At 66.6% G+C, this 22,486-nt stretch carries 20 protein-coding genes; 10 read left to right on the top strand and 10 right to left on the bottom strand.

All coding sequences use genetic code 11. The features are described 5' to 3' along the window. The first annotated feature begins 31 nt into the window (after positions 1 to 31). Positions 32 to 1,216: an MFS transporter gene (locus IRT45_RS05645; RefSeq protein WP_309240810.1), complete on the top strand. Its 1,185-nt coding sequence runs from the start codon at positions 32 to 34 to the stop codon at positions 1,214 to 1,216. Between the two features lie 59 nt (positions 1,217 to 1,275). Continuing rightward, positions 1,276 to 2,256, top strand: a complete 981-nt coding sequence (locus IRT45_RS05650; RefSeq protein ID WP_228533698.1) for a hypothetical protein — start codon at positions 1,276 to 1,278, stop codon at positions 2,254 to 2,256. Positions 2,257 to 2,298: 42 nt separating this feature from the next. Here IRT45_RS05650 and IRT45_RS05655 read toward each other — a convergent pair whose 3' ends face one another. Genes IRT45_RS05655 through IRT45_RS05670 form a run of 4 tightly spaced genes read right to left on the bottom strand, consistent with a single transcriptional unit; the run spans position 2,299 to position 5,815 of the window. After that, entirely contained in the window at positions 2,299 to 3,090 is a 792-nt protein-coding gene (locus tag IRT45_RS05655; protein WP_194804816.1) for a metal ABC transporter solute-binding protein, Zn/Mn family, read from the bottom strand. Beyond that, positions 3,033 to 3,911, bottom strand: coding sequence for a metal ABC transporter permease (locus IRT45_RS05660; RefSeq protein WP_194804817.1), 879 nt, complete (start codon positions 3,909 to 3,911; stop codon positions 3,033 to 3,035). The genes IRT45_RS05655 and IRT45_RS05660 overlap by 58 nt, the downstream gene beginning before the upstream one ends. Then, on the bottom strand, positions 3,908 to 4,567 hold the full coding sequence (locus IRT45_RS05665; RefSeq protein ID WP_194804818.1) for a metal ABC transporter ATP-binding protein: 660 nt from the start codon (positions 4,565 to 4,567) through the stop codon (positions 3,908 to 3,910). The genes IRT45_RS05660 and IRT45_RS05665 overlap by 4 nt, the downstream gene beginning before the upstream one ends. A gap of 48 nt (positions 4,568 to 4,615) precedes the next feature. Beyond that, a complete protein-coding gene (locus IRT45_RS05670) occupies positions 4,616 to 5,815 on the bottom strand; it encodes an acyl-CoA dehydrogenase family protein (protein ID WP_194804819.1) in 1,200 nt (399 codons plus the stop codon). Positions 5,816 to 5,902: 87 nt separating this feature from the next. On the opposite strand from IRT45_RS05670, the gene IRT45_RS05675 reads away from it, so the two are divergent. The 3 genes from IRT45_RS05675 to IRT45_RS05685 all read left to right on the top strand — a co-directional run bounded on the left by IRT45_RS05675 (position 5,903) and on the right by IRT45_RS05685 (position 10,047). Beyond that, on the top strand, positions 5,903 to 7,579 hold the full coding sequence (locus IRT45_RS05675; RefSeq protein WP_194804820.1) for a CoA transferase: 1,677 nt from the start codon (positions 5,903 to 5,905) through the stop codon (positions 7,577 to 7,579). After that, positions 7,576 to 9,207 carry a class I adenylate-forming enzyme family protein gene (locus tag IRT45_RS05680; protein WP_309240811.1) on the top strand — a complete coding sequence of 544 codons (1,632 nt, stop codon included), beginning with the start codon at positions 7,576 to 7,578 and terminating at the stop codon, positions 9,205 to 9,207. The genes IRT45_RS05675 and IRT45_RS05680 overlap by 4 nt, the downstream gene beginning before the upstream one ends. Before the next feature lie 171 nt (positions 9,208 to 9,378). Next, a complete protein-coding gene (locus IRT45_RS05685) occupies positions 9,379 to 10,047 on the top strand; it encodes a hypothetical protein (RefSeq protein ID WP_194804821.1) in 669 nt (222 codons plus the stop codon). Between the two features lie 102 nt (positions 10,048 to 10,149). Here the strand turns inward: IRT45_RS05685 and IRT45_RS05690 are convergent, their stop codons facing one another. Continuing rightward, complete coding sequence (locus IRT45_RS05690; protein WP_194804822.1) at positions 10,150 to 10,359, bottom strand: heavy-metal-associated domain-containing protein; 210 nt, start codon at positions 10,357 to 10,359, stop codon at positions 10,150 to 10,152. 110 nt (positions 10,360 to 10,469) lie between these two features. Between IRT45_RS05690 and IRT45_RS05695 the strand changes: the two genes are divergently transcribed. Continuing rightward, the gene (locus tag IRT45_RS05695) at positions 10,470 to 12,713 is read left to right on the top strand and encodes a cation-translocating P-type ATPase (RefSeq protein ID WP_194804823.1); all 2,244 of its coding nucleotides are present in this window, start codon (positions 10,470 to 10,472) and stop codon (positions 12,711 to 12,713) included. A 29-nt stretch (positions 12,714 to 12,742) separates the two neighbouring features. After that, entirely contained in the window at positions 12,743 to 13,672 is a 930-nt protein-coding gene (locus IRT45_RS05700; protein ID WP_194804824.1) for a DJ-1/PfpI family protein, read from the top strand. A gap of 164 nt (positions 13,673 to 13,836) precedes the next feature. Here the strand turns inward: IRT45_RS05700 and IRT45_RS05705 are convergent, their stop codons facing one another. From IRT45_RS05705 to IRT45_RS05715, 3 genes are all read right to left on the bottom strand, one after another. Beyond that, entirely contained in the window at positions 13,837 to 14,052 is a 216-nt protein-coding gene (locus IRT45_RS05705) for a heavy metal-associated domain-containing protein (protein WP_194804825.1), read from the bottom strand. Positions 14,053 to 14,241: 189 nt separating this feature from the next. Then, positions 14,242 to 14,739: a hypothetical protein gene (locus tag IRT45_RS05710; RefSeq protein ID WP_194804826.1), complete on the bottom strand. Its 498-nt coding sequence runs from the start codon at positions 14,737 to 14,739 to the stop codon at positions 14,242 to 14,244. A gap of 41 nt (positions 14,740 to 14,780) precedes the next feature. Next, positions 14,781 to 17,033 (bottom strand): cation-translocating P-type ATPase, encoded by a 2,253-nt coding sequence (locus tag IRT45_RS05715; RefSeq protein ID WP_194804827.1) that lies wholly within the window; start codon positions 17,031 to 17,033, stop codon positions 14,781 to 14,783. A gap of 246 nt (positions 17,034 to 17,279) precedes the next feature. Between IRT45_RS05715 and IRT45_RS05720 the strand changes: the two genes are divergently transcribed. The 3 genes from IRT45_RS05720 (at position 17,280) to IRT45_RS05730 (ending at position 20,486) form a co-directional block, all read left to right on the top strand. Then, positions 17,280 to 19,271 carry a cytochrome c oxidase assembly protein gene (locus tag IRT45_RS05720; RefSeq protein WP_194804828.1) on the top strand — a complete coding sequence of 664 codons (1,992 nt, stop codon included), beginning with the start codon at positions 17,280 to 17,282 and terminating at the stop codon, positions 19,269 to 19,271. 137 nt (positions 19,272 to 19,408) lie between these two features. Then, positions 19,409 to 20,017 carry a hypothetical protein gene (locus tag IRT45_RS05725; protein WP_194804829.1) on the top strand — a complete coding sequence of 203 codons (609 nt, stop codon included), beginning with the start codon at positions 19,409 to 19,411 and terminating at the stop codon, positions 20,015 to 20,017. Between the two features lie 172 nt (positions 20,018 to 20,189). Further along, positions 20,190 to 20,486, top strand: coding sequence for a helix-turn-helix domain-containing protein (locus IRT45_RS05730; RefSeq protein WP_194804830.1), 297 nt, complete (start codon positions 20,190 to 20,192; stop codon positions 20,484 to 20,486). A gap of 26 nt (positions 20,487 to 20,512) precedes the next feature. Here the strand turns inward: IRT45_RS05730 and IRT45_RS05735 are convergent, their stop codons facing one another. After that, complete coding sequence (locus IRT45_RS05735; RefSeq protein WP_194804831.1) at positions 20,513 to 21,154, bottom strand: hypothetical protein; 642 nt, start codon at positions 21,152 to 21,154, stop codon at positions 20,513 to 20,515. Then, positions 21,154 to 22,074, bottom strand: a complete 921-nt coding sequence (locus IRT45_RS05740; protein WP_194804832.1) for a nucleotidyltransferase — start codon at positions 22,072 to 22,074, stop codon at positions 21,154 to 21,156. The genes IRT45_RS05735 and IRT45_RS05740 overlap by 1 nt, the downstream gene beginning before the upstream one ends. Between the last annotated feature and the right edge of the window lie 412 nt (positions 22,075 to 22,486).

Genomic DNA, 22,486 nt, shown 5'->3' on the forward strand with positions numbered 1-22,486 from the left:
CTTCGGCGCCATCGTGTTCGACTGTCTGTATGTGGATACGCGAACCGACGTGGTGAGTTCGCAGCGGACGCTGCTGACGTGGCTGATGGTCACCGCGATGACGATGTCGATGCTGCCGCTGTTTCTGCTCGGTGCGCTGGGTCCGCGCTTGATCGCCGAATTCCGGGTCCCCACTTCGGCTTTGGGGGTGCTGGTCGCCGTCGGTTTCGCTGTGGCGGCGGCGCTGTCGCTGGTTGCGGGGCCGGTCGTGGCGGCGTGGGGAGCGCGCCGATGCCTGATCGGCATGTTCGTGGTGTCGGCGATCGCGCTGGGTTTGTTCGCCGCAGCGCCGGCGTTCCCGGTTCTGGTTGTCGCGGTCGCGTTGTCCGGTCCATCGCAGGCGCTGGCGAATCCGGTCACCAATCAGCTCATCCAATCGCGGGTCGAGCAGACCCGGCGCGGTGGTGTTGCCGGATGGAAGCAGTCGGGCGTGCAGTTCGGTGCCTTCTTGGCCGGGTTGCCGCTCGCCGCGGTGGCCGGTTCACTGAATTGGCGGGTCGCGGTGGCGATACCGGCACTGGCGGCCCTGCTCGCCGCGGGGGCGGCGGCGACGGTCGCCGGTGATTCCGAGCCGCCGCGCCGACCGGCGTGGAAGGTTGCGGTGCCGCGGGGTGACGCCGGGTGGATGTGTGGATATTCGGTGCTGCTCGGCGCCGGAATCTCTGCGATCAACACCTATACCGCCGTGTATGCCGCGCATCGGCTGGGGATGTCGGCGGCGGCCTCGAGTGGCCTGGTTGCGGTGCTGGGCGTAGCGGGAATTCTCGGGCGGGTGGGCTGGACTCGGCGTTCGGCATCGTTGCGCAGTCCCGCGATATTGCTGGCGCCGTTGGCTTTCGGCGCGGTCGGTGCGAGTCTGGTGCTGCTGCTCGCCGGTGCGACGCAGTCGTGGCTGGTCTGGCTGGGCGTGCTGGGGATCGGTGGGTGTGCGGTAGCGGCCAACGCGGTGTCGATGATGACGGTGATCGCCACTGCGGCACCGGAATCCGTCGGCCGTGACTCGGCGGTGGTGTCGGCTGGTTTCTTCGCCGGATTCGTGGTGGGGCCGACGATCTTCGGTGCGCTGATCGATGTCGGATCGCCGCATTTCACCGTGGCTTGGGTGGTCGTGGCGGCGGAGTTCCTCGCCGCCGCGGCGGTGTCGTGGTGGTGGCAGCGACGGGTGTCGCTGCGATGACCCGCAGCGCGGCCGCGGCGTGGTCACGAGGGCGGACGTTCCGGCAGGCGCTTCGGCATATGACGGACCGCATTGCCGAGACCGAAGCGTCGGTGGGAGAGCGCTTTCCGCTCTACGCCGATCCGGAGACCGGAGCCTGGGTGTCGACGCGGCGCGGATCCTGGGTGGCCGGCTTCTGGGTGGGGCAGCTGTGGCTGCGCGCGCGGCTGTCGGATTCGGGTGCCGACCGTGCGGCGGCCGAAGCCGCGGTGAGCCGTTTACAGCCTGCCGCTGAACTGGACACGGTCACTCGGGGCCTGCTCTTCTGGTACGGCTCGGCCGCTGGCACCCGTCTGGGAATCTCGGAAACCGGTGCGGCACTCGCGCAGGAGGCCGCGAGGCAGTTGGCCGCGACGTTCGACACCGAGGCGGGGATTCTGCCCTGGGGTACGGGGTTCGGTGATCCGTCTCGTCCGCCGGTGGGCCGAGTGGACGGTCTGGCCGGTGCGGTGCCACTGCTGGCGTGGGCGGGCGAGTCGGTGATCGCCGAGCGGTTCCTGCGTACTCTGCTGGTGCGTCTGCGATCGTCGCCGCGGGTGATTCCGGCGTGGGAATTCTCTGCGGGACAGTGGTATCCGCGTTCGGAGCCGCCGCCCGACTGGTCTCGAGGGGCGGCGTGGACCGCGCTGGCGGCCGCCGACGCCGGCTATTGGATCGATCCCCGCTTCGCGGATATGGCGGACGAAATACTGTCGCGTACTTCGCATTCCAACGGCGTTCCCACTGCTGCCACTGCGAGCGGACAGGTACCCGACACGTCTGCGGCCGCCATCACGGCCGTCGCATTGTGCAAACTCGGCCGCCCGGCTGCCGCGGCCGATCTGGTCGAGACCTTGATCCGCGACCACCTGTCCGGCGGCGATCGCCCTGGGCGTCTGCTCGACGGATGCTATGACGGTCTGCGGGACCTCGCGCCGAACCACGAATTGATATGGGGCAACTTCTTTCTCATGCTCGCCCTGGCGATACTCGAAGGTGAGGTGTCGGCCACGGCGTTGTGAGCAGTACCGGCCGGGCCACCCCGTCGTGGCCCGGCCGCTGATTCAGCCCTTCAGTGCGGCGCTGATCTTCGTTGCCGTGTCGTCGTAGACCGTGAGCAGATCGTTGCCGCTGGTCGGATAATTGCTCAGATCGAGCTGCCGGACGGTTGTTCCCGGCAGGACGGTACCGGTATCCATTTGCTCGTTGGCGAAGACCAGCTCCGGCTTGGCCGCCGACAGATCCGCCACCTGCTTGGCGGTCACCTGATCGGGTCCGTAGGTTCCCAGCACCTGGGCTCCGGACATCTGCGCGGCGAAACCCATGAACGTCTGCGCAACAACCTTGGGAGGCTGGCCGTTTCGCCATGCGGACTTGATTTGCGCGGCGAGTTGGTCGTATCGGGCCCCGAAGGTCTGGAGCCACTTGTCGGCCGCGGTGCGGGTTCCGAACATGTCTCCCAGCCGCTGCACCTCCTTGACGACGTTGTCGCGGCTGTTGTCGAGATTGACCGCGACCACCTTCGCCGAGGACCCGGCGGCGTCCTTGATCTTGGTCGCGAAGCCCTCGAAGGGTGCGTAGAGGACGTAATCGGCCTGCGACACCGCGGCCAGATCCGACGGTTTGGGGTCGTAGTCGGGCGCGTGCTTGATCGCCGGCGGCACGATGACGGTCACATGGGTCGCGCCGGCGGCCTCGGCGAAGGCCGCTTCCCAGGTACTGGTCGCGACTACGTTCGGGCCGTCGTGGTGCGGCTGGTCACTGGACCCACAGCCGGTCAGTGCAGATACGCCCGCGATCAGTGCAGCGAGACCGATCCCGAAGCGTGCGAACCGTTTTCCTCTGCGGAGGGCCATCCTCGTCTTCTCCCATCGGGTAACACATGAACGGCGAGGGCGACCGCCCCGGCCGCGAGCACCAGCACCGGACCCGGCGGCAGGTCGAACCACACCGCGAGTACGAAGCCGGTGACGTTCACCAGCAGACCGACGACGACCGCCGCGATCACCATGCCGGGTAGCGAATTGGCCAGCCGTCGCGCCGCCAGCGCGGGCAGCAGCGTGAGTGCGTCCACGAGCAGTGCGCCGGTCAGCCGGATTCCGGCTGCCACCGCCACCGCGACCAGAACCAGCAGTACGAGGGTCAACTGGTTGACCCGGACTCCGGAACACGTGGCGAGTTCACGATCGAACAGCAGCAACCCCAGTTGGCGGCGGCGCAGTACGAACAGCGCCGGGATCAGCACCGCCAGCACGCCGAGCAGGACGACATCGCTGGTTCGGGTGGCGAGAATCGACCCCCACAGCAGCTCGAAGGCGCCGTTGGCGTTGACACCCGAAATCGACAGTGTGAGTAGAGCTCCCGCGATCGCCAGGCTCATCAGCAGGCCCATCGCACCGGAGAGACCGGCTGGGCTGCGGGCCAGCGGCGTCAGCGAGGCGCCTGATATCGCGCACGCCACCAGTCCGCACAGTAGCGGGTCCAAGCCGGTCAGGATCCCGATCGCGATCCCGAACAGGGCCACGTGCATCATGGCGAACCGCACCGGCATGATGTCGAGTCCGATGATCACCACGCCGACGATGGGCAATCCGATGGCGCCGAGGATCAGGGCGACCAGCGCGCGCTGCACCGGAACCAGTTGCCACAGCTGCCAGAACTCGTTCGCGTGGTTCACCGCGCATCCTCTTCTCGGGAGGTGATCTCACGGAGGCTTCCGCCCGCCATCTCGAGTACGCGGTCGCAGCGCGCGGCCAGCGCGCGGTCGTGTGTCACCACCAGCAGCGTCACCGGTATGTCGGTCAGTAGCTTTGCGGCATCTTCCTGGCCGGCGAAATCCAATGCGGCGGTCGGCTCATCGGCCAACAGCACACCCGCGCCCGCGGCCACGCAGCCCAGCGCGCGGGCCAGATACATCCGCTGTAGTTGTCCACCGGACAAGGTGTGCAACGGGCGGGCGGCCAAGCTGCTCACGCCCAGATCGTGGGCTGCGGTCATGGCGGCGTCGAATGCGCCGCTGCTGTGCAGCAATTCGCGCGCCGGGAGCGGAAAGCGCCCCGCTGCCTGGCGCTGCGGAATCCACGCCACCGCGCGGCGGCGCAGGTCCCAGTCCTGCGCCGTACGCGCGGTGGCCCCGCCGACGGTGATCGTCCCGCCGGCAAGCGGATGCAGGCCGAGGATGGCCCGTAACAGTGTGGTTTTGCCCGAACCGTTCGTCCCGGTCAGCGCCACCCGTTCCCCACCGGGTATTCGCAGATCGACGCCGCGGACCACTGTGCGCCGTCCGTGCGTGCAGTCAACCCCGGACAGTTCCACCGTTGCGCCTTCGAACAATCTTCACTCCACCTTCTTCCGCACTAACAGGTCGGGCGGGGACCGGAATTAGTTCCCGGCGAGCGGGTTCCGGTTCGGGGCGGCCGTGGCAGGTCGGGTGTACTCGCGAATTACCCGGCGTGCGGTGGCCTCTATGTGGAATTCGTCGGGACCATCGAGAATGCGGGCCGCGCGAGCAACGCGCAGCAGTCGGGGCAGTCCCGTGGCGGCGGTGAGTCCCTCGGCGCCGAATATCTGTATGGCGTGGTCGGTGGCCAGGCCGAGAGCGCGGGCGGCGGCCACCTTCGCGAAGCCGACCTCCACGTGCGCGCGCCTATCCGCGGCAACTGCGGCGGCGGCTTGTTCGGTGAGCGCACGGGCCGAGCGAACAGCCAGTTCGGCGTCGAACACCATCTGCTGTACCAGTTGCCGCTGGGCCAGTGGCTGATCGTCCACCCGGCGCTGGGCTGCCCGCTCGGCCAGCAGTTCCACAGCTCGCTGTGCCTGTCCGACCCAGCGCAGTGCGCGCAGTGTGCGGCCCAGCGCCAGTCGCTCACCGGCCAGTGTCGCGCCCGCACCGACCGCGCCGATCAGCCGCGACGCGGGCACCATCACGTCGTCGAATTCGATCTCGTATTGGCCTCCCGTGCCGAGTACATCCAATTCCCGGACGACCCGGAATCCGGGTGCGGTGGCCGGAACGGCGAAGATCGACAACGACTCTCGCATCGCGCCCGGGGCGGTGCGGGCGACGACGAGTACTTCGTCGGCTGTTCCCGCGCCGGTGATGAACCATTTGCGCCCGGTGATCCGCCAACCGGTGCCGTCGGGGGTCGCCGCAGTCCGCAGTGCGGCGGGATCCGATCCGGCTACGCCGGGTTCGGTCATGGCGTAGCTCATCGTCAGCTGGCCGGAAACCAGTGCGGGCAACAGTTTTTCGCGCAGATCGGGATCGGCGTGGCCGTCGATCATCCGGGCGTTGAGCAGCGCGGCCGAGCCGAGCATCTCGGGTGCGTGATCGCTGCGTCCCTCGATCTCGGCGACGGTGAAGTAGTCGGCCGGCGTCAGCCCTCCGCCGCCGTACCGGGCCGGCAGTGGCAGAGCCCACAGCCCGGCATCGACAGCGTGTTCGCGTAGTTGGGCGCGGATGGCGCGATCACCGGCGTCGAGTGCTGCTTCTGCCGGAATCACCTGGTGGGCAACGAAATCGCGGATCCGCGTACGCAGTTGCTCGCATCGTGGGGAGAGTGTCGAGGGTTCGTCGGGCATGACCGCATCACACCATTGCCGGGAACTCACCCGCCACCGAGACCGACCTTATCGGACATCGGCATGTTTCTCGGTGGAAGGCAACCCATGACGAACACATCCGCATCCACACTCGCGGCCGAGCTGTTACCGACCGGCACGGTCGCCACCGTGACCGGGAGCGGACCGACCGCCGCGGTTGTCCGCGATCATCTCGGCGCCTTGGGTGCGACCCTGGCCGAGGGCGGGCCGCCCGGTTCCCCCGACGTCGTGGCGGCGGTCATGGTGGAGTCGGCCGAGGGCGTGCGGCGTGAGCTGGTGGTCGAATGGGCGGGACCGGTGCGCGTGCCCGGATGCGTGAACGAGACGGCGGTGCAAGCTGTCTGTGGTGTCATGCACGTCAACGGCCGGCGGTACGGCAGTCCGCAGGGAATCGGGCTGGATTACTGCTCCACCGCCACAGGTGTGCTCGCGACGACGGGACTGCTGGCCAGCTTGCTCTCACCGGAGCCCGAACTGACGGTGCGGACCAGTGTCGCGGAGGCCGCGTTGCTGTCGGTCTCGCAGTATCTGGCCGCGGCGGGCGCCGACGATCCCGAGGCGGTCGCCCTCGCACCCGGTGGCCCACCGTTCACCAGCGCCGACGGGGTCCGCTTCGAAATCGAAGCGCTGCAACCGGAACCGTGGGCGGCGTTCTGGACAGCCTTGCAGGCCGATCCGTCGGCGTGGCGGAAGGGCTGGCGTCCCTTCCAGTTCCGCTACGCCACTGCGACCGCGCCGTTGCCGGTCGAACTGCATCGGATCACTCGAACGCACACCTTCGCCGAGATCGCCGCCCGCGGGGCGGCAACCGGTGTGGCGGTGTGCCGGCTCTACAGCGCCGATGAATCCGCATTGTCCGCTGGACCGAGGTGGGTGCCGTGGGATGTCGATACTGTAGCCGGAGCTGTCACGCGCGACGAGCAGGTAGGCGCCGCTGCCGAACCACTCAGCGGCACAGTCGTATTGGAGGCCGGCCGCCGCGTTCAAGCTCCGCTGGCCGCTCACCTGCTACGCCTGCTGGGAGCGTCGGTGACGAGGATCGAACCGCCGGGCGGCGATCCGTTGCGGGATATGCCGCCCTGCAGCGGAGATGTGTCGAGCCGGTGGCTGGCGCTCAACCGGCACAAGGACGCGGTGCAGATCGATATCAAATCTGCCGCCGACCGCGCCGAATTGCGACGTCTTGTCGCCGAATCCGATGTTTTCCTCCACAACTGGGCTCCCGGCAAGGCCGAGGAGTTGGAGTTGTCGGCGCCACATCTGCCGGCGGGAACGGTCTACACCTACACCTCGGGCTGGTCGGGGGTGGATCTACCGGATCTGCCGCCGGGCACCGACTTCATGGTGCAGGCGCGCACCGGCCTGGCCGAGCTGGTCGGCGCACCGGAGACACCGGCCGCGCCGTCGCTGATGACCCTGCTGGACGTGCTCGGCGGCATGCTGGGCGCCGAAGCGACGGTCCTCGGATTGCTACGGCGTCGGCGCACCGGTACGGGAGTGGCGGTGCAGAGCAGCCTGCTCGGTGCCGCACGAACCTTGCGACGCTTCGGGATCACCGCCGAAACCGCACTGCGCCAACCCTTTCGCTTGGACGGACGATGGCTGGCGGCCACGGGACCCGGTGCGCACACTCCGGTCGTCACCGACCTCGCCGACCTGCTGACCGATCCCCGATTCGCCGACGTGGTGGCGCGAGACGAATTCGGCTGCCCCGCCCTGTGTCCCCCCTGGAGACTGTCGTGAACCGAACCTACGAAACCCGCTGGTACACCGATCTCGTCCCGATCGAGTTACGTCGATTATGGTCGGAGCAGGGCTATTACCCCGACCTCGATATCTTCACGATGTTCGCTCGGCACGCTGCCGCTCGGCCCGACGCGCCGGCGTTGATCGATGCCGATGGCATGCTCACCTACGCCGAACTGCTCGACAGCGCACGCCGGCTGGCGGCTGGTTTGGCGAATTTCGGTGTTGCCGCCGATGATGTCGTAGCCGTGCAGCTTCCCAACAGCCGCTGGGCATGCGTGGCGGATCTGGCGATCGCGGCGCTGGGAGCGGTCGCGCTGCCTTATCCGGTGGGCAGGGGACATCGCGAGGCGGCGAGCCTGTTGCGGCGATCCGATGCCGTCGCCGTGATCGCCCCGGCCGATTTCCACGGAACCGGTATCGCGGCGCAACTGCGCGAGATGGCCACCGACCTGCCGGCGCTGCGCGCGGTCGTGGCATTGGGCGGGCATACACCGCGAGGGTGTATCCCCATGCATGCGCTGCTGGCGCCGGAGGCGGCGGACTTCGAGCCGCATCGGCCCGATCCCGATGGGCCGGCTCGCATTCTGGTGACCTCCGGATCGGAGGCGGAGCCGAAGATGGTGCTCTACTCGCACAATGCGCTCATCGGCGGGCGGGGCGCCATGATGGCGGCGTTGCACGACGACCCCGCGGCGATGCGCAACATGTTCATGGTGCCGTTGGCCTCGGCGTTCGGTTCCAGCGGCACGGCGGTCACGCTCGCCGCGTTCGGCGCGACGCTGGTGCTGCAGCCGAAATTCGAACCGGCGGCGACCCTGTCGATGATCGAGAAGGCACGGCCGACTCATCTGCTCGGGGTACCGACCATGATCCGGATGCTGATCGACCGTCCCGAACTCGATGACACCGATCTGAGCAGCGTGCGTGCGGTGGTGCTGGGTGGTTCTCCGCTCGACGCGGAGACGATCCGGCGCGCCCGAGACCGGTTGCGATGTCCGATCGTCAATTTGTACGGCTCGGCCGACGGCGTCTCGTGCCACCCCGCCCTCGATGATCCGCCCGAGTGTGCCACCACGGCCGGACGTCCGAATCCGGCGGTCGCCGACATTCGGGTGGTCGATGCGGAATTGCGCCCGCTCCCAGCGGGAGAGATGGGCGAGATCATCTCCCGCGGACCCATGTCGCCGCTGTGTTACGTCGGGGCACCGGAGCTGGACCGGCGTCTGCGAACGTCCGACGGATGGACGCGCACAGGGGATCTGGGCCGCTTCGACCGGGCCGGATATCTGAGCATCGTGGGACGCCGCAAGGACGTCATCATTCGCGGCGGCCTCAACATCAGTCCGGCAGAGGTCGAAGGGTTGCTGATCACACATCCGTCGATCAGCGACGTCGCCTGTGTCGCGGTGCCGGACGCGCTCTACGGCGAGCGGATGTGTGCATGCGTTGCCGTGTCGGAACCGGTTACGTTGCAGGATATTTCGGACTTTCTCCGTCGGCACGGGCTCGAGCCGCGCAAGTTTCCGGAGCGGTTGCTGACGTTGGATCGCCTGCCGCTGGGACCGGCGGGGAAGGTGGACAGGCGGGTGCTGCGCGAGCAAGCGCAGAAGGACACCGAGTGAATCGGTGTATCCGTCGAAAGCTCGAATTGGCTAGCAGGGCAAAAGGTTTCACCGAGGGTGATTCAAAACACATTTCGTAACCAGCGGAACCCGAGTGCACAGCGTCCCGACTTGTTGACCGGCAGCCGAAACCGATCTGCCGATGAGGGACATCGAAATATGGAGAGAACAATGAAGTTTCGCATGGGAGCCGCGTTCGCCGCGCTCGCGGTGTCGACCGTGATCGCGTCGACCGGCACCGCGTCGGCAGACCCAGCGACCGCTGGACTGGACATCCACTTCCAGGCGCACGCCGTGAACGGCTCGGTGGTGCTCGACATGGATGCCGGTTCGGTGACGGTGGCCGACAACCACCTGCACTTTATCGACCGCAACGGTGCCGAGGTCGCGGCCCTGCCACTGGCTTACCGGCACGAGGGCAAGCAGTTGCCGATCGCGGCGCATGTCGCCGGAAACTCTGTCGAACTGACGGCGGTTACCGATCCCGCGGCGGCGCGGCCTGCCGATGCGGTGACCGCTCAGGAGATCGATGCCCTCTCGCATCCGAATTTCAATGCGGCGTTCGGTAATTTCAGTATGGAGATGATGGCCGCCGCGACGGTGGGCAGTCTGCTCGGCAGCACGGTCGGCGCCGGGATCGGCTGTGTCGCAGGCGGAATCGTCGGCGGCGCGGCTGGTGGAGTGGTGACGATCGGGGTGCTGGCCGTACCCGGCGCGATCGGTGGCTGTTTGGTCACGGGCGCTGCGCTGGCGGCGATGGGCGCTGTGGTCGGCACGATCGTCGTGGGTGTGCCGGCGTTGATCGCGGCCGGTGCGCAGTTCTGGAACGATACGCACTGACCTCGTCGGCGATACGACGGTGCCCGGCAGCCATGCAGGCCGCCGGGCACCTGTCTTCGTGGTCGTGTCCGCGCGGCACGAGACCGCGCCGGGGACCTGAGATCAGACGCCGGTGAGTTCGTAGCCGGCGTCGGTCACCGCAGTGCGCACGGAGTCGACGGGCAGCGGTGCGCTGCTGCGCACGGTGACGCGCCCGGCATCGACGTCGACATCGACCGCCTCGACTCCGTCGAGTGTCGTGAGTGCCCGGCTGACCGCGCCCGCGCAATGTCCACAGGTCATGCCTGCCACTGAATAGACCGTCTCGTTCATTCCGCGATCCTTCCTCGTTTTTCGATCGGCGGGAACCGCGAACCGCTTCCGTCCGACCTCTCGTATGTGACTTTTCGAGTAGTCGGCAACAGGATGGGACCCGAAACGAGATGACGACACCGGCGACCGTACAGGATCCACCCACCCGACGGGTGCGATTGGCTGTCTCCGGAATGAGCTGCGCGGCCTGTTCGGCGCGCGTCGAGCGCGCGCTCAACAAGATGGACGGCGTGGGCGCCAGCGTGAACTTCGCCACCGGCATCGCGACAGTGGACATACCCGCCCACCAAGAAGCAAAGACGCTGTGCGACACGGTGATCGGTGCCGGATATCAGGCCGCCGAACTCACCGACACCGATCCGGTGGTCGACACCGGTCCCGAGGATCGCGCGGCCGCCGATCTGTTCCGGCGCCTGGTGGTCGGCTTGCTGCTGTTCTTCCCGCTGGCCGACTTCTCGATCATGTTCGCGACGGTGGCGAGCGTGCGCTTTCCCGGATGGCAGATCCTGCTGACGGCGCTCGCGCTGCCGATCGTCACCTGGGCGGCGGCCCCGCTGCATCGTCGCGCACTCGCCGGGCTGCGCCACGGCACCACCAGCATGGAGACTCTGGTCTCGATCGGGATCACCGCTGCCACGGTGTGGTCGATGATCACCCTGTTCGTCCGGCCCGTCCCGGCGGTCACCCATCACGGGGTGTGGGCCGCGATCATGGGCGCCGATTCCATATATCTGGAAGTGGCGGGCGGGGTGACCGTCTTCGTGCTCGCAGGCCGCTACTTCGAGGCCAAGGCACGTCGGCGAGCAGGGGGAGCGCTGCGTGCGCTCGCGGCCCTGAACGCCAAGGACGTGACGGCACTCACCGCAGACGGCCGCGAAATCGTCATCCCCACAAGGGAGTTGACCATCGGTCGACGGTTCGTGGTGCGGCCCGGTGAGACGATCGCCACCGACGGCCGGGTGATCGAAGGGTATTCCAGCGTGGACGCCGCGGCCATGACCGGCGAGTCCACTCCGGTCGAGGTGGCTCCCGGCGACGAGGTCACCGGTGGCACCGCCTCGCTGACCGGCCGCCTGGTCGTCGAGGCCACCGCGGTCGGCAGCGACACCCAATTGGCCGGGATGATCCGTCTGGTCGAGGAGGCGCAGACCGGCAAGGCGGCGGTCCAACGGCTCGCCGACCGGATCGCCGGCGTGTTCGTCCCGGCCGTACTCACCCTCACCGCGTTGACTCTGGCCGGATGGCTGGTGTCCGGAGCCGATCTGGACACCGCGATCGGTGCGGCGCTGGCCGTCCTGGTGATCGCGTGTCCGTGTGCGCTCGGACTGGCTACCCCGACCGCGCTGATGGTGGCCTCGGGCCGTGGCGCGCATTTGGGCATCTTCCTCAAGGGACATCACGCGCTCGAGACCAGTCGCACGATCGACACGGTTGTCTTCGACAAGACCGGCACCGTCACCGAGGGCGCGATGAGCGTGGTCGCTGTGCATACCTCAGTTGCCGACAGCGACGAAATAGTCCGTACCGCAGCGGATGTGGAGTCGGCCTCCGAGCATGCGGTGGCCGCCGCCATCGTTGCCTACGCTCGTTCGCGAGGACACAACCCGCGAGCGGTCGAGGACTTCGTGGCGCTGCCGGGCCTGGGCGCGCGGGGCACCATCGCTGGGCAGCGCGTGTTGATCGGACGACCGGCACTCGTCGAATCCGAACACGTCGCGGTCGCCGAGGACCTGCGCCTGGCGTTGACCACCGAACAGTCCCTCGGGCGCACAGCGGTCTATCTGTGCCTGGACGGCCGTGCGGTGGCGGTGTTCGCAGTAGCCGACACCGTGCGGGTGGGTATGGCCGAAACGGTGGCACGGCTGCATCGGCGCGGATTGCGCACCATGCTGCTGACCGGCGACAACGCCGAGGCCGCGCGTGCGGTGGCCGAGGAGACAGGCATCGCCGAGGTTGTCGCGGATGTGCTGCCGGAGGGCAAGGTTCGCGCGATCCAGCAGTTGCAGCAGGAGGGGCGACGGGTCGCAATGGTCGGTGACGGCATCAACGACGGCCCGGCGCTGGCCACCGCCGATCTCGGCTTGGCGATCGGGCGTGGCACCGATGTCGCGATCGGTGCCGCCGACATCATCCTCGTCCGTGACGATCCGGCCGCCGTTCCCGATGCGCTCGAACTCGCGCACGCCACGCTGCGCACCATCCGCGGAAATCTGATGTGGGCCTTCGGTTACAACCTGGCCGCCTTGCCGATCGCCGTCGCGGGGCTGCTCAATCCGCTGCTGGCAGGTGCCGCGATGGCGTTCTCCTCGTTCTTCGTGGTGTGGAACAGCTTGCGGCTAAGTAATTTTCGATAAACAGCCGGATCCACCACGAGGGAGCAATTGTGCCGGTAACCGTATCCATCCCGACCATCATGCGGACTTTGACCGGAGGTGAGAAACGAGTCCAGGCGACCGGGGCCACCCTCGCCGAGGTAATCGGTGATCTCGAGGCCAACCATCCCGGTTTCGCGGGCCGCCTACTGTCGGACGGCAAACTCAACCGTTACGTCAACATCTACGTCGACGACGACGATGTGCGATTCATCGGCGGGCTCGCCGCCGAGGTCCCGGCGGGAGGCTCGGTCACCGTCCTGCCCGCGGTCGCCGGAGGCGCCGTGGAGGAGCCGCGGAAGGCGAACATGCAGATCGCGATCCTTCTCTACGACCGGTTCACCGCGTTGGACGCCATCGGACCGTATGAAGTGCTGAGCCGGATGCCGGACGCGGAGACGGTTTTCGTGGCCGAGCAGGCCGGACCGGTGCGCAACGATATGGGCAGTCTGGCGCTGACAGCCGACCGCACCCTCGGGGACGTGGTCCGCCCCGACATCGTGTTGGTGCCCGGTGGGCCGGGGCAGACGGCGCAGATGACCAATACGACCGTGCACGACTGGCTACGGGCGGTCGACGCCACCAGCACCTACACGACGTCTGTGTGCACGGGCTCGCTGCTGCTGGCCGAGCTCGGGTTCTTGACCGGCCGCCGTGCTACCTCGCACTGGCTGGGGCTGGAGGAATTGCGGCGGCGTGGCGCCGAGCCGACGTCGCAGCGGGTGGTGGTCGACGGCAAGTACGTCACCGCGGCGGGGGTTTCGGCCGGAATCGACATGGCCCTGACTCTGGCCGGCATGATCGCCGGTGACCGGCACGCGCAAGCCATCCAGTTGCTCACCGAATACGATCCGCACCCTCCCTACGACGCCGGATCTCCGGCGAAGGCACCGCAGGAACTGGTCCAGGAGATGCGCGCCGCCAGCCGTCATCCGAATTAGCCGATCCGCGAAGCGGTGCGCAGGCCATGCATCGGTGTACGAGCTTGCTCACCGCTTGTCCGGTTGGAACAAGCGGTGATGCCAGGGGCTATTGGCGCGATTTTGCTGTCCCGCACCGGCTGAAACGAAGAAGCTCGGCTTGGGACGGTGATGGTCGGATCGGGTCAGGCGACGGTGAAGTTTCCGCCGGTGCGCAGTGCGCGCTGGATCTCCTCGGCGAGTAGTTCGTGGTCGGCGTCGACGGTGACCCTCGAGAGTCCTTCGATGTCGAGATCCACGGTGACCCGATGAACATCCGGGATGGCGGAGATCGCCTTCTCCACGGTGCCGACGCAGCCTTGGCAGTGCAGACCATCCACGGAGAATGTGGCTACGGACATGTCGCTCCTGTCATCGATGATCATGGACGAATGAACGCAGGCCCCGATGGGGCGGTCACGACGCTACAAGCGGAACCCGAGTGAATATTACTGCGATTGCTACTTGTATGCCACGGCCACGGCAAGCGGCAGTACCGGCCGGGAAGACGAGCTCTCCCGGCTGATACCGCTGGTCACAGCGTTGCAGTGTCAGCGGCGTCCGGTGGGCGCGATCCGGCAGTCCGGTTGCGAGGACGACACGGGCCGGACGACCGCCGCCACCCAGCCGGCCGCCAGCACCCCCTCGCCCACCGCGGTCAGGGCGAACCATCCAGCTCCGAGTACGCCGCCTCCGGTGCGCAGGGACCAGAACGACAGCAGAGATACCACCGTCGCCAGGCCCGCGGTCATCGCACCTGCGCACATCCACGGGAAGCGGCGCGCGAGCACCGCCCGGACGGCCGTGCCGACGGCAGCCACAGAGATGACGATCGATATCCCCGGTAGCAGGGGTCGCGTGGCAGCTACGGCCGTCGGCGCTGCGGCCGTCAGAGATAGCGTGGCTACCCCGGCCGCTGCCAGCAGAATTCGCACGGCGACCGGGCCGAGGTGGACCTCGTCCATCACCGACCGTTCGATCCCGCGCATCGATCGTTCTACTTCGCGGAGCCACTGCTCGGTTGCCGGGTCAGCGAATCGCTCTGCCATCGAACTCCTGTGCTCAGGGCCGTTTCCGACCATCAATGCATTCATGCCGTACCCGATCGCCGACTGCGGCGAGAAGACGACTGTCGGGCGGTCGCGCGCAATCGCACACTGTTGCCGATCACGAGAAACGACGACATCGCCATCGCCGCTGCGGCGATCAGGGGATTCAGCAAGCCTGCCATCGCGAGCGGAATGGCCAACAGGTTGTACCCACCGGCCCACAACAGGTTTCCCCGGATGACGGACAGGGTCGCGGCGCCGAGGTCGAATGCCTTCGACACCGAGCGCAGGTCCGTGCCGAGAAGTACGACATCGGCCGAACCGACCGCGGCGTCGGCGCCCGACCCGACCGCGATGGCCAGATCCGAGATCGCGAGTGCCGGGCCGTCATTGAGCCCGTCACCGACCATCGCGACCCGCAGACCCCGGTTCTGCAAGTCACGAATCGTCTCCACCTTCTGCTCCGGCGGTACTTCTGCGACGATTTCGGGGATTCCCAGTTGGTCGCCGACCGCGCGAGCGGCGAAACGGTTGTCACCGCTCAGCAGGATTGTGCGCAGGCCGCGACCGTGTAACTGTGTTACCGCCGCGGCGGCGCTCTCGCGAATGCGGTCCGAGATGGCGATCACTCCGATCGCCACGTCGTCCACCGCTACAACGACGGTGGTCCGCCCGTCGAACTCGCTGCGCCGATGCGCGTCGCGAAGTTCGCTGGAGATCGAGATGCACTGTGAAGCAATGTATTTGAGGTGCCCGATGTGCACTCGCCGACCGTCCACCAGACCGCACGCACCCTGGCCGGGGACTGCGGTGAACGCGGTCACCCTTCGCGGCGTGCCGCATTCGCGGCGCGCGAGTTCCGCGATGGCTGCGGCGAGTGGATGCTCCGACACCTCCTCCACCGCGCCGGCCAGACACAACAGCTCGGCACGCGAAATTCCTGCGGCCGAGACGATCTCGTGGACGACCGGGATGCCGTCGGTGAGTGTTCCGGTCTTGTCGAAGGCGACCACATCCACGTGTTCGGTGCGCGCCACGGCGTCGTGGCCGTTGAAGAAGATACCCAGCTGGGCGCCGCGCCCGGCGGCGACCGAAAGCGCCGTCGGAGTGGCGAGCCCCAGCGCGCACGGGCACGCGACCACCAGCACTGATAACCCGACCTCGAGCGCTCGGTCAGCCGATGCTCCGGCGAACAACCAGCCGCATACGGTCAGTAGCGCCAACGCCATGACGACCGGCACGAATCGCGCCGCGAGCCGGTCTGCCAGTTGCTGCCACCGTCCCCTGCCCACCTGCGCGCGTTCGGCCGCGCGCAGCAACAGCGTCGAGCCGGTGCCGTCGGCAGCCGCCTCGACGATCAGATAACCCGAGCGGACGACTGTTCCCGCTGTGACCGCGACACCGCTGCACATCGCCGACGGTGTCGATTCGCCGGTCAGGACGGCGGCATCGATCAGCGACGTTCCCTCGACCACGAGTCCGTCGACGGCCACCGCCTCTCCCGCGCGCACGATGAACCGTTGCCCGGCACGCAGATCACCGGCGGGGATCGACATCCGACGACCTGAGTCGGTCAGAACCGCAACAGTTTTGGTGGTTCTGGAAACGAGATCGGTCAGCGCCGACCCGGCCCGCTGTTCGGCCGCAGTGCGCAGATATCGGCCGAGGAGCACGAAAGCGGTGACTCCGGCGGCGGTTTGCATCAGCAGGGTACTGGGAACCAGCTCGCTCGCTTGTGCACCGAGTGCCCAGCGCGTCACCGTGCTCACCACCGACCAGCCGGTGGCGGCACAAATTCCGGCCGACACCAGCAGGTCCATCGTCGCGACGCCCGTGCGCAGCTTCCGTAGCGCCGCCGCATGTATCGGATGAGCGGCCCATGTCACCACCGGCAACGCCGCGATCGTGGCCGGCACCGCAGCAGCGTCGGCCTCCGATCCGAAGGGCAGCATCGACGGGTACGCCACCATCAGAGTGAGGCATACCGCGACGACCACTCTCCTGCGCAACGCTGTCGATGGCGCAGCGGCCGGGGCAGAATGTGGCGACAGTGCCTGTGTTGCAACGTAACCGGCGGATTCGACGGCGCGACACAGTTCGGCCGGACTGCGGTCGACAGGCGCGTCGACAGCAGCCAGCCCGGTCAGTGGATTCACCGATGCCGCGACATCGCCCAGTGCCTGCAATCCACGCTCGACCCGCACGGCGCACGCGGTGCAGGTCATTCCCTCCACGGCAAGGGTCACCCGCCGAGTCGGCGGCGCGCTGCCGATCCGGCGCGTTGCCACGGTCATTCGGTCTCCCTTTCGGATCTCTGCGCGGGATAGGGCCACTGCGCAGCACACACTCTTCGGTCGGGCGACGCCCCGGTGTGGTTCCCGGCAGCGGGCGGTGTGTTGGGCGGACGTTTCTCGATGCACGGGTGTGATCTGCGTCCGTTCGGGAACTCCGCGCTGTTCGCATCCGACTCCTCGAAGATGTGGCACGTAGCGGAGCCGGCCGTCGATGCCGGACTCGGTCTTCCGGCGATGGTGTAGAGGATGCGACGAGCGCCCGACGAGATATCCGGGCACACAGACCGTGGCGACCGCGGGAATGCCATGCTCCTGATCGGAGCGTTCGCGGCGGTGGTGATCGTCCTGATCGTCACCCTCGCCGGCGGTCACTCCCGTTATGCCGATCAAGGGCTTCCCTTTCCGGGGTGGGGTTCGGCGGTCGGATACGCGCTGGTGCGCCTGGTGGCTGGGCTCGCGGGCGGACTGTCACTCGGATCGCTGATGTATGCGCTGTTCTGTGCGCCGGCCACCGCTGCCGGGCGCATCGAGGTCTGCGGCTATCGCGGGATACGGGTAGCCGAGTGGTCATCGGTGGTGTGGTTGCTCGCGTGCGGAGCCTTGATTCCGATCTCCGCGGCTGACGCGGCCGGAATATCGGTGCAGCGCATGATGAATATCGGAGGAACCGGTGCGCTGATCGCGGCCTCGACCGCTCCGAAGGCGTGGATCGTGGCCACGCTGTGCACGCTCGTGGTGGCTGTGGCCGTGCGGTTCGCGTTGTCGTGGAACAGCGTGTTCGGCGTGACGGCCTTGGTCGCGGTGGCGGTGCTGTGCCCTCCGGTAGTCGGCAATGCGGGCGAGGGCCCGAACCACGACTACGCGACAGGTGCGGTGATTCCGTTCACCGTGGCGCTGTCGGCGCTGGTTGGCCTGAGCTGGTGCGTGCTGAGCGGCCGTGCCGACGCGAATGCGAGCGAACGCGCGATCGTATTGTGGCGCTATCGAACAGCGCTCGGAATTTCGGTTGTGGTGATGGTGGGCACCGCGGCGATTCTGGTTCCGATTCTCACTCCGCCCTGGGCGTTCGGTGGCTGGTACGGCAGCCTCGGTGTGGTCGCGGCCGGACTGCTCGCATCGCATGCAGTGCTGTGGTGGTGGTTGGGTCGGACATCGCCGGATTCCGTGCGGGTGCCTGCTGTGCTGCGGGCGGTGGTGGTGGCCGAGCTGGTATGGCTGGGGATTTCGGTGGCCATGGCGATTCAGCCCGCTCCTGCCTTCCGGCACCGCTCGTTCACCGCGCAGCAGGTGTTTCTGGGTTTCGACGTGTCCGCCGCGCCGAGCGTGTGGCGTGTGGCGTCATTGTGGCGATTCGATGTGGTGCTCGGGACCTCGGCCATCGTGTTGGGGCTCGCCTATGTCGCCGGGATGATCCGCCTTCGTCGCCGCGGCGATCAGTGGCCGCGCTGGCGGCTGGTGTCGTGGCTGGCCGGTTGTGTGGGACTGCTGTTGGTGACGTCGTCGGGGATCGGTGCCTACGGCTATGCGATGTTCAGCGTGCACATGGCGGGTCATATGGCGCTGAATATGTTTCTGCCCGTGCTGCTGGTGCTGGGTGCGCCGGTGACGCTGGTGTTGCGAGCGGTCGAGCCGGCCGGTCGCAACACCGCGCCCGGACTGCGGGAATGGCTGCTGTGGCTGATGCATTCGCGGTTCACCCGTGTTCTCAGCCATCCCGCCGTTGCCTTGGCGGTATTCGTTGTCTCGCTCTACGGGCTGTACTTCACGCCGCTGTTCGACGAGCTGATCCGCTTCCACTGGGGTCATCTGCTGATGAACATCCACTTCCTGCTCACCGGCTACCTGTTCTACTGGGCGATCATCGGTATCGACCCGGGCCCGCGCCGGCTGCCTCATCTGGGAAGGCTGGGAATGTTGTTCGCGGTCATGCCCTTTCACGCCTTCTTCGGCGTCGCCGTGATGTCGATGGAATCTCAGGTCGGCAGCACCTTCTATCCCGAACTGAAGCTGTCGTGGATGAGCGATCCCATGCACGACCAGTGGATCGGCGGCACATTGGCCTGGATTTCCGGCGAGATCCCGGTCCTGCTCGTAGTCGGCGCACTACTGTCGCAATGGGCCAAACAGGACCGGCGCGAGGCCAAACGCAGCGACCGCCATCAGGAACGGTTCCCCGATGACGACGAACTGGCCGCCTACAACGCGATGCTGGCCGAACTCGGCCGATCCCGCCGCTAGACAAGCGCCTACGGCCGGAACGTCGCCCCTCCGATCCGTCGCAGAATTTGCGCGTCGTGAGGACGACTGTTCTTCCGTCCGGATCGGGTTCCCGGCCGCGGTTTGCCTGTGGCGGTCATGTGGCTGTCGATGCGGAAATGACGCTCGAGCGATACGACGTGGTGGCGGGGTTGTTCAACACCGCGTTCGGTGAGCGACGGTTGCTCGAGGTCACGACGTCGTCGGTCGAGGCGTTCCTGAAAAGCCTTGGCGCGGCCAAAGGGCCGTCGTCGATGCGGACCGGGCGCAATGTGCTGTCGGGGATGTTTCGCTACGCAGTCCGCAAGGCCGCGCTCAGCGTCAACCCTGTTCGAGAGTCGCAGCTGACGATGAACATCGAAGCCAAAGGCCGAACTGGCGGCACTCGCGACATCACCATCGAGAAGTTGCGGTTCATGCTCGCGGCGGTGCGGACCTCGCGGCTGCCGTGCCCGCGCAAGTTGTCTCGCGCGGAACGCAATCGCGGGACTCCGGTGAAGTCCTATACCGCGCCGACGGTCGCGGACTACTGCGAGAACACCGACCTGGCCGATTGGGTGACCCTGCTCGCGGCTACCGGCCTGCGTCGCAGCCAGACGCTGGGTGGCAGCGAGTCCGCGACGCCCTCGGCATCCCGGAGGACGTCACCGCCCACAGTTTCCGCGGCGCGGTCGCCACGATCCTCGACGACGCGGGTCTGTCGGCACGAGTCACCGCCGACGTTCTGATGCACGTCGATCCGGCCATGACCCAACGCCACCACATGGCCCGAGGCCGAGCCCACAGAGCAGCTGCCGATGCGCTGGACCGAGCCGTCATAGGTATTCGGGCGGAGAAAACCCGCCCTGACCTGCAAGCTGAGTGGAGCTTGCGGGAAGCTACTCGAAACAAGCGCACCTGTTGAATCGACTGGTCAAGACATCGCAGCGCGCCGGGGAGGAGGTGCGCCGCATCGACCCTGAGCCTGATCCGCGCCGCACGTCGAATGATCGGAAGAAGCCGACCAGGGCAGAGACGGCGGAGATGGTGCGGCGGTACCTGGCCGGGGCGTCGCTGGCAGAGCTGAAGGTCGAGCACCATATGTCGAAGAACACCGTCGCCAAGATCCTTCGGGACGCCGGTGTGACGATTCGCCCCCGGGGTCGGCGCAAAGGGCAGCTGGTCGGCCGCCCGCCAAGGACCACTCACGTTCTATAAGAAGCTGAGTGACCGATCAGGTTGCGTTACTCCTTCGCGAAGACTCTCGGTGTGCCGAATTCCTCGGAAGTCAAGGCCGACGCGGAGTCATGGTATTTGTGCCTACTCCACTCTTTGAGTCTGAGTTCGCCGGTTGTCTTGCGGCTGGTGAAGTAGCTTCCGCCAAGAGAGTTACCACGACCGGTGACGTATAGTTCGCACACACCTTGATGCTGGTTGCTGCGCGAACTCACCTCCGGCCGCGGCTTGTTTGTGTACACGAAGGTAACGCGCCAGCGGTCGTCCGACTCCTTGACAAGCTGGCCCATCCCGGTCGTCGATGAGGACTCTCCAGTGAACAACGTGACCCATATGGCGGTATCGGTCTGCTTGATCAGGAGCACGGTCGGGATGGGGTCTATCCGCCGGCCGTCGCGCTCGAAGTCACTCTGGAGTTCGCCGCGCCACGTTCCGTTTAGGTTCGGCTTCCCCGTGAAGTACCGGACGAATGGCCATGCCCATCCCCATCGCTCGTAGACGAGGAAGCCGAGTGTCACAACCGCACCTGCCATGGAGAACGTTCGCAGCGCCAACCATTGCCCATCATGGCGGCCGGACACGATCGCGATGATCAGCCAGATGGCGGCTGCGGAACCGATGGCAATACGCGGACGCAGCGAACCTCCCATTAGTTCGACCCCGCCTTGAGGTCGAAGAGACGCCAGACCTCAAGCATGAGCGTATTCGCCTCGGCCATGGTCCACTTCTGTCCGGACCCGAACAGTGGCTTGATCTCGTTGGGCTCCAACCACCCCAACGCGTCGCCGCCTTCCTGTGTTGCCGACCAGATGTAGGCAGTTGCGCTTGTCAAATCATCGGTCAGCGGTGTGTCGGATAGGTGGTTGAAGTGGTCGTTGGGAACGCGATACATCAAGCACTCCATGAAGTAGCTCGGGAGTTCCTTGATCCGCCCCGCCGCAACCAGGTCATTCTCAGCCCGCTTGAGGATGCGGACGAGCTTCTTGTACCGCCTGCTGGTGGCATTATTCTTGGCTCTGCCGTTCTCCAGCTGCTGAAGCGGGTAGTTCACGACTGACGTGCCGTCGGTCTTGAAGACCTTCTGGCCGCTGTGGTAAGCAATGCGGCCGTGCACGTCGTAGTAGTATTTCCGGAAATCGAACGACGGCACGATGTCCGCGCTTACCCGTCCTGAGTTTTCGATCAGTTCGATGGCGGTCGAGCCGGTGGTGTCGCAGTCCGATCCGAACCGTACCTTCAGGCTCTGGGCCAAGCTATTTCGAAAAGCGACACCCTCCAGTGGAAAGGTCTGTCCGCTTCCGGTCTGCTTGTCACTCTCGCGAAGTTCTGAGGTATCGAAGTAGTAAAAGTCTGTACGGACCACTGCGATATCGACATCGCTGTCCTGCCGAACATTGGTGTTATTCGCGTAGGACCCCTTCGGTACGTACGAGATCCGGACGTCCTCGTGGTCCACTTTCCAGATTTCTACAGCGTTGCGAACCATCCGCTCAGCGCGATCCTGTTTTGCCTGTTCATGGTCGCTGGACGGCTGGCAATACCTTCCGAGCTTGTCTTCCAATGCAGTCATTATGGTCCTATCGCGTGTATGCACACGCCGAAGTGAAAATTGGTATAAATAAGTCCCACCTGAGCATGATTATGTGATTCTCTGCTCAGATTGGCAATAGGAAAAACTCCGTTTTGGCCGGCTGGGAATCGTCGGTGCTTACGGGATCGCCGCGCGGGCCGTACATCGGGTGCGGCGCGCGCAGAACTAATCACATCGCTCAGGCCAGCTGGTCAGCTTCCAGTCGACGCTCTTGCCGCCGTACGGCGGCAAGACATTGCCCTGGCGATGGGCGCGGTGGTCGACGGGGTGCCGACGACCTGCCATACGCCGCTCTCCGGGCAGTTCAAGCCGGTGTGTGCGATCGTTCCAACCCCGCTCAAATTGGAGTCACCTTCCACTAGGCCGCCTGCGACTGCAGGTCGCAGGCGAC

Source organism: Nocardia sp. BSTN01, from assembly GCF_015354405.1.
GTDB lineage: Bacteria > Actinomycetota > Actinomycetes > Mycobacteriales > Mycobacteriaceae > Nocardia.